The 6,130-nt window shown below is 75.7% G+C and carries 8 protein-coding genes; 3 read left to right on the top strand and 5 right to left on the bottom strand.

Annotated elements, in window-relative coordinates; genetic code table 11:
* Positions 1–125: 125 nt before the first annotated feature.
* Complete coding sequence (locus ACFW1I_RS37635; protein ID WP_384678509.1) at positions 126–569, bottom strand: YidB family protein; 444 nt, start codon at positions 567–569, stop codon at positions 126–128.
* A 186-nt stretch (positions 570–755) separates the two neighbouring features.
* Here ACFW1I_RS37635 and ACFW1I_RS37630 point away from each other — a divergent pair, with 186 nt between their 5' ends.
* Genes ACFW1I_RS37630 through ACFW1I_RS37620 form a run of 3 tightly spaced genes read left to right on the top strand, consistent with a single transcriptional unit; the run spans position 756 to position 2,320 of the window.
* Positions 756–1,091 (top strand): DUF952 domain-containing protein, encoded by a 336-nt coding sequence (locus ACFW1I_RS37630; protein ID WP_384678507.1) that lies wholly within the window; start codon positions 756–758, stop codon positions 1,089–1,091.
* A 55-nt stretch (positions 1,092–1,146) separates the two neighbouring features.
* Positions 1,147–1,605, top strand: coding sequence for a Rieske (2Fe-2S) protein (locus ACFW1I_RS37625; RefSeq protein ID WP_384678505.1), 459 nt, complete (start codon positions 1,147–1,149; stop codon positions 1,603–1,605).
* Positions 1,606–1,630: 25 nt separating this feature from the next.
* On the top strand, positions 1,631–2,320 hold the full coding sequence (locus ACFW1I_RS37620; protein WP_384678511.1) for a DNA polymerase beta superfamily protein: 690 nt from the start codon (positions 1,631–1,633) through the stop codon (positions 2,318–2,320).
* Here ACFW1I_RS37620 and ACFW1I_RS37615 read toward each other — a convergent pair.
* From ACFW1I_RS37615 to ACFW1I_RS37600, 4 genes are read right to left on the bottom strand one after another with little or no spacing between them, the layout of a single operon-like run.
* Entirely contained in the window at positions 2,317–3,081 is a 765-nt protein-coding gene (locus tag ACFW1I_RS37615) for a DNA polymerase beta superfamily protein (protein WP_384678503.1), read from the bottom strand. The two genes, ACFW1I_RS37620 and ACFW1I_RS37615, sit on opposite strands and share 4 nt — an antisense overlap.
* Positions 3,082–3,106: 25 nt before the next feature.
* Entirely contained in the window at positions 3,107–4,108 is a 1,002-nt protein-coding gene (locus ACFW1I_RS37610) for an ADP-ribosylglycohydrolase family protein (RefSeq protein WP_384678501.1), read from the bottom strand.
* A complete protein-coding gene (locus ACFW1I_RS37605; protein ID WP_384678499.1) occupies positions 4,105–4,833 on the bottom strand; it encodes an NUDIX domain-containing protein in 729 nt (242 codons plus the stop codon). The genes ACFW1I_RS37610 and ACFW1I_RS37605 overlap by 4 nt, the downstream gene beginning before the upstream one ends.
* Positions 4,830–5,843 (bottom strand): AAA family ATPase, encoded by a 1,014-nt coding sequence (locus tag ACFW1I_RS37600; RefSeq protein WP_384678497.1) that lies wholly within the window; start codon positions 5,841–5,843, stop codon positions 4,830–4,832. Before ACFW1I_RS37600 ends, ACFW1I_RS37605 begins: the two co-directional genes overlap by 4 nt.
* Positions 5,844–6,130 lie beyond the last annotated feature (287 nt).

Raw genomic sequence — 6,130 nt, 5'->3', positions numbered from 1 at the left:
GCGCTCGCGCGGGGAGGTCGGCCGGGGGGCGGGCGGGGGGGGCGGGGGCGAGGCGCGCCCCCGTCGCCGCGGGGGGGGGCGCCCACCCGCGCGCGTACGGCGGCCCGGAGGGCCCGTACGGCTGCTCAGAGCTTCTGGGCCCGGATGATGTCCTCCAGCGAACCTCCCTGCGGCAGCGATCCGTCCGGCGTCAGCCTGTCGACGGCCTGCGGCAGCGACTGCGCGATCTCGTCGGCGGCCTGCTGCGGGGTGACCCCGGCCTCCTGCGCGACCTTCCGGAGGGTCTCGTCGGGCAGCGCCTCGGCGATCTGGGTGCCGTCGACGGGCTTGTTCTCGCCGGTGCCGATCCAGGACTGGGCCTGGTCGGCGAGGCCGGACCTGGTGAGCATGTCGAGCAGCCCGCCGAGCGGGTTCTGGCCCGCGGCGCCGCCCGCGCCGCCCTGGCCGCCCTGGCCGCCCGCGAGGGCGCCGAGCAGGGAGCCCAGGATGCCGCCGGCGCCTCCGCCGCCCTGGCCGCCGCCCCCGCCGAGCAGGGAGCCGAGGAGACCGCCGAGATCGTTGCCCGCCATGGTTCTGCCTTTCGTCCGGGTGAGGACCCGCTGGATGAGGACCCGCTGGATGAGGACCCGCGAGGTGAGGACCCGCGAGGTGACCCCGTCGGGTGAGGCCCCGCCGGAGCATCCCCAATCTCACCCATGGGTGGACATTCCGCCACCCGGAGTAGGCGCGGCACGGCGAGCGGGTAGAAAGGGCGGATGCTGCTCCATGTGGTGCCCCTGGACGAGTGGTCCGCGGACCCCGGTCTCCCCTACGCCCCGCCGTCGCTCGCCGCGGAGGGCTTCGTGCACTGCTCGCCGGACGGGCAGGCGGCGCTGGCCGTCGCCGACGCCCACTACCGGGACGCGCCGGGCCCGCTGCTGGTGCTGGTGATCGACGAGTCCCTGCTCTCCGGGGAGGTCCGCTGGGAGGGCTCGGAGGACCGGCTCTTCCCCCATGTGTACGGGCCGGTCGAGCGCGCCGCCGTGACCGCGGTCCTGGAGGTGCTGCGGGACGCGGACGGCCGTGCGAGGGAGTTGGTGCCCTGGGTGTAGCCGGGGCCCGGCGTGTTGCGGGGGCCGTGCGGCGTACGGGGCGAAGCTGGGCCGTATGACTTCACGGACGACACCCCGCCGCACGGTCCTGATGGCCGCGGCCCTGACGACGGCGACCGCGGCGACGGCCACCGCCTGCGGCTCGGACGGCGGTGAGGCCGGCGACGGCGGCACGGAGTCGAGCGCGCCCGCCACCACCCCGGCCGGGACGGGCAGCGCTCCGGCCGGCACCCCGCTGGCGAGCACCTCGGAGATCCCGGTGGGCGGCGGCACGGTCTTCGCGGACCGCAAGGTGGTCGTGACCCAGCCCACGGAGGGCGAGTTCAAGGCGTTCTCGGCCGTCTGCACCCACCAGGGCTGCCTGGTGAACAAGGTGGCCGACGGCACGATCGACTGCCCCTGCCACGGCTCGAAGTACGCCATCGCCGACGGGGCGGTGACGGCCGGGCCGGCCCCGCGGCCGCTGCCCGCCGAGGAGATCACCGTCTCCGGGGAGACGATCACCCTCGCGTAGCCTGACCGCCATGACCGCCATGGACATGTCCCCCGAGGCGCTGGTGCGCGAGCACACCGTCTACGCCTGTGTGATGGGCTCGCGCGCCTTCGGTCTGGCGACCGAGGACAGCGACACCGACGTGCGGGGCGTCTACCTCGCCCCGACGCCGCTCTTCTGGCGCTTCGACAAGCCCCCGGCGCACGTGGAGGGCCCGGCCCCCGAGCAGTTCAGCTGGGAGCTGGAACGCTTCTGCGAGCTGGCCCTGCGCAACAACCCCAACGTCCTGGAGTGCCTCCACTCCCCGCTCGTCACCCGCACCACCGAGGTGGGCGCCGAACTCGTCGGGCTGCGCGACGCCTTCCTGTCCCGGCAGGCCCACGGCACCTTCGTGCGGTACGCGGGCGGCCAGCGCCGCAAGCTGGAGGCGGACGTCCGCCAGTACGGGCATCCGCGCTGGAAGCACGCGATGCACCTGCTGCGGCTGCTGACGAGCTGCCGTGACCTGCTCCGCACCGGCGAGCTGCGGATCGACGTGGGCGGGGACCGGGAGCGGCTGCTCGCGGTCAAGCGCGGCGAGCTCGGCTGGCCGGAGGTCGAGTCCTGGATGAACCGCCTCCAGGACGAGGCCGACGACGCGCTCACCGCCTCCCCGCTCCCGCCCGCCCCGGACCACGCGCGCGTGCAGGACTTCCTGGTCCGCGCCCGCCGCGCCTCGGCCCTCCGGGAGCTCTAGAGGGCGGCCAGCCGGGCCCGCACGACGAGGTCGTGGAGGGCGTCCGCGGCCCGGACCGCGTCCGGCAGGCCCGAGGCCGCCTGGGCCGCGTCGAGCGTGCCGTGCAGGGCCTCCACCTCGGCCCGCACCTCCTCCGCCGCGGCCTCGGCGGCGCCGTGCTCGGCGGCCGCCTTCGCGGCCACCAGGGCGGGGATCCGCGCCGGGGCCTCCGGCACCTCCTCGGCCAGGGTCGGCAGATGGGCCTGCACCTCGCCGGAGCGCATCAGATGGATGCCGGTGAGCAGCGCCCGGTAGGTGTACAGCAGCGGCTTCAGCTCGCCGCTCTTCTCGAAGAGCCGCCACTGGGTCGCGGCGAAACCCCGGTAGTGGTGGGCGTGGTGGGTGGTGAGCACGCCGGGCACGAGGGCGGTCAGCTCGGCGTGGACCGGGGTGGTGTGCACGACCAGCGGCGAGGTGAGCTGCTCCAGCACGTAGCCGTTGCGGCGCAGCATCAGCCGGGCGAACTTCCGCAGGTCGTGCGTGACGAGGTCCATCTCGACGCCGTCCCGGTCCCACGTCCGGTCCCGGGTCTCCTGGGGCTCGCGGAGCCCGACCAGCGCCTCCGCCGGCAGCAGGTGGGCGCCCCGCAGGTCCACGTCGGAGTCGCGGGAGGGGAACCCGTACAGATGGGCGCCGGAGACGGTGGCGAAGAGCAGCGGGTCCGGCTCTCCCGCGGCGACGGCGGTCAGGTCGGCCTCGTGGGCCTCAAGGGTCAGCGTCATGAGACCGAAGCCTCCCAGAATTCGATCACGCGTCCCAGAGGGCCCCGAGTTCCAGCAGCTCGTCCCGGTGCTCGATCCGCGCGGTCCACTCCGCCGGCCAGGCGTCCGCCCCGAGGTGTGCCCCGGCGAAGGCCCCGGCGAGGGCGGCGATCGAGTCGGAGTCGCCCCGGGTGCAGGCGGCCCGGCGCAGGGCGGTCAGCGGCTCGCCGGGGAAGAGCAGGAAGCAGAGCAGCCCGGTGGCGAACGCCTCCTCCGCGATCCACCCGTCACCCATGTACGTACAGGGGTCGAGCTCGGGGTCGGCGGTCCGCTGCACGGCGTCGAGGCGCTCCAGGACGGCCAGGCACTCGTCCCAGCCGCGCCGGACGAAGGAGAGGGCGCTGGGGTCCTGGGAGCGGGTCCACAGGTCGCCGAGCCAGCGCTCGTGGTACCGGTCGCGGTTCTCGTACGCGTACGAGCGCAGCTGCCCGACGAGCCCGGTCGGGTCGACCCCCTGGGCCAGCAGCCACACGGCCCGCGCGGTGAGGTCGGAGGCGGCGAGCCCGGTGGGGTGCCCATGGGTGAGCGCGGCCTGGAGCTGGGCGGCGCCGGCACCGGCTTCGCCGTACTCGCGCATCAGTCCGAGGGGCGCGACCCGCATGTTGGCGCCGCAGCCCTTGGAGTGGATCTGGCTGGCGTCCTGCCAGGGGACGGAGGTCATGAGGAGGGCGCATGCGGTCAGGCAGGTGCGGCCGGGTGCCCGGTTGTTCTCGGGAGACCGGTACCAGTCGACGAACTCCTCGCGGAGCAGGTCCGCGAACCGTTCCGGCCCGGCGACCCCCCGCTCCTGGCAGGCGCGGAGGGCCCGCGCCACGGAGAGCGTCATCTGGGTGTCGTCGGTGATCTTCCCGTCGTCGGGGAGCGCCAGTTCCCGCCAGGGCCCGTAGTAGCGGGTGATCATCGGTACGTCGACGAACTCCGTGCGACGGCCGAGCGCGTCACCCAGCGCCAGCCCCATCAGCGTCCCCGTCGCGGCCTGCTTGTTCATGCGGATCGTCCTTCCGGTCGGAGCAGTGGCGGGTGGAGGGCCGTGGCCTCTCCCGCCCGGTAGAGCGCGGCCGGTTTCCCCCGTCCGCCGGTGCGGCGCGGCGGTCCTTCCACGGCCTCGACGAAGCCGGGGGTGGTGAGGACCTTGCGCCGGAAGTTGGGGCGGTCCAGCGGGACGCCCCAGACCGTCTCGTACACCTGCCGCAGCTCGCCGAGGGTGAACTCGGGCGGGCAGAAGGCGGTGGCGAGGCAGGTGTACTCCAGCTTGGCGCCGACGCGTTCGCGGGCGTCGGCGAGGATGCGGTCGTGGTCGAAGGCGAGCGCCGGGACCTCGTCGTAGGGCAGCCAGCGCGCCTCGGCCGCGTCGCCGCCGCCGCGCGGTTCGGGCAGGTCGGGCACGAGCGCCGTGTAGGCGACCGAGACGACCCGCATCCGGGGGTCGCGGTCGGGTTCGGTGTAGGTGCGGAGCTGTTCGAGGTGGAGTCCGGCGACGGTGGCGCCGGAGAGTCCGGTCTCCTCGGCGAGTTCGCGGCGGGCGGCGGCGCCGGCGGACTCGCGGGGCAGCACGAAGCCGCCGGGGAGCGCCCAGGCTCCGGCGTACGGCTCCTGGCCGCGCTGGACGAGGAGGACGTGCAGCCGGCCGGCGCGGACGGTGAGGACGGCGAGGTCGACGGTGACGGCGAAGGGCTCGAAGGCCCGGGGGTCGTATCCCTCGGGGATGTTCATCGGCGCTCCAGGAGGGGTTCGGCGAGGAGCGCGTCGACGGCGGCGACGGCGGTGGCGAGGCGTTCCTCGTGGGGGCCGGTGACGACGGCGGTGCGGCGCCCGCTGTGGGTGAGCCGTGCGAGCAGCCGGGCGGTGGTCCAGGCCCTCAGGTCGTCGTCGCCGGGGCCGACGCCCCGGTGGTCGGTGAGCAGCCAGAGGTGGTGCCGGCCGCGGGCGGCGACGGCGCCGGTGTCGGGGCTGGCGGTGCCGAGGAGCCGCTCGTGCCGGACGGTGGCGGCGAAGGCGTCGGTGTCGCAGACGAGGAGCGGTGAGCCGGCGCGGGCGGCCTCCTCCTCGCGCTCGGCCTGGTCCTGGGCGATGACCGGGAAGTCGGCGGAGCGGAGGAGGACGTCGGACGGGCCGGCGCCGGGCCGGTCGGCCCGCAGTTCGGCGAGCCTGCGGGCCGCGTACGCGCTCCCCCGGTCGGGGACGCACCGGGTGCGCGCCCAGACGCCGCCGCGCCGCCGGTAGTGGTCGGTGAGGGCGCGGGCCAGGGTGGTGCTGCCGCTGTCCGCGGCGCCGAGGACGACCACCCGGCGGGTGAGCGCGGCCCGTACGGGCGCGGCCAGCAGGTCCCAGTGGCCGGCCGGGTCGGCGCGGACGGCGGTGCCGGTGACGGGGTGGGTACGGCGCCCGGGGTCGACGCGGACGGAGGCGGCGCCGAGGCGGCGGGCGAGGTCGTCCCCGTACGGCGCCGAGGTGAAGACGGCGTCGACGGGTTCGCGGACGGCGGCCTCGACGGCGGCCGGGAGGCCGTCCTCGGCGTCGGCGCCGACGACGAGGGCCTCGGGGTGGATCTCGCGCAGCCAGTCGACCCGCTCCGCCAGGGGCAGCGGGTCGGCGGCGGTGCCGGCGACGAGGACGGTGACGCGCGCGCAGCGGCCGAGGGCGGTGCGGACGAGGTGGTGGTGGCCGGCGTGCGGCGGACAGAACCTGCCGGGGACGAGGCCGTGGCCGTGGCACGTGTTCATGCGGTCGCCTCCGGAGGTCGTAGGAGGGTCCTCACCGTCCCCGCCGCCGTCGGCGGCGTCCCTGGTCCACCCCCGTGGGTCCAGGTCCGAGTGCCGTGTGCGGCGGGGAGGGTGAGGGGGCTGTGCGTGCCCCCGCTCCTTAAGAGTCACTATGACTATAAAAGACGGGGGGCTCCGCACACAAGGCCGGACGACGGCCGGACGACGGCCGGACGGCGGCCGGACGACGGCCGGACGGCGGCCGGACGGCGGCGGTGCGGGCGCCGGAGCCGCGAGGAGCCCCCGGG

It is taken from the genome of Streptomyces sp. NPDC058955 (genome assembly GCF_042741435.1).
GTDB lineage: Bacteria > Actinomycetota > Actinomycetes > Streptomycetales > Streptomycetaceae > Streptomyces.
The sequence above is the reverse complement of the archived record's forward strand: the minus strand, read 5'-3'. Positions and strand labels throughout refer to the sequence as shown.

Bases quoted from the DNA above. Each gene is read 5' to 3' on its own strand.
- ACFW1I_RS37635 (WP_384678509.1), bottom strand. From the start codon at position 569: ATGGCGGGCAACGATCTCGGCGGTCTCCTCGGCTCCCTGCTCGGCGGG.
- ACFW1I_RS37630 (WP_384678507.1), top strand. From the start codon at position 756: ATGCTGCTCCATGTGGTGCCCCTGGACGAGTGGTCCGCGGACCCCGGT.
- ACFW1I_RS37625 (WP_384678505.1), top strand. From the start codon at position 1,147: ATGACTTCACGGACGACACCCCGCCGCACGGTCCTGATGGCCGCGGCC.
- ACFW1I_RS37620 (WP_384678511.1), top strand. From the start codon at position 1,631: ATGTCCCCCGAGGCGCTGGTGCGCGAGCACACCGTCTACGCCTGTGTG.
- ACFW1I_RS37615 (WP_384678503.1), bottom strand. From the start codon at position 3,081: ATGACGCTGACCCTTGAGGCCCACGAGGCCGACCTGACCGCCGTCGCC.
- ACFW1I_RS37610 (WP_384678501.1), bottom strand. From the start codon at position 4,108: ATGAACAAGCAGGCCGCGACGGGGACGCTGATGGGGCTGGCGCTGGGT.
- ACFW1I_RS37605 (WP_384678499.1), bottom strand. From the start codon at position 4,833: ATGAACATCCCCGAGGGATACGACCCCCGGGCCTTCGAGCCCTTCGCC.
- ACFW1I_RS37600 (WP_384678497.1), bottom strand. From the start codon at position 5,843: ATGAACACGTGCCACGGCCACGGCCTCGTCCCCGGCAGGTTCTGTCCG.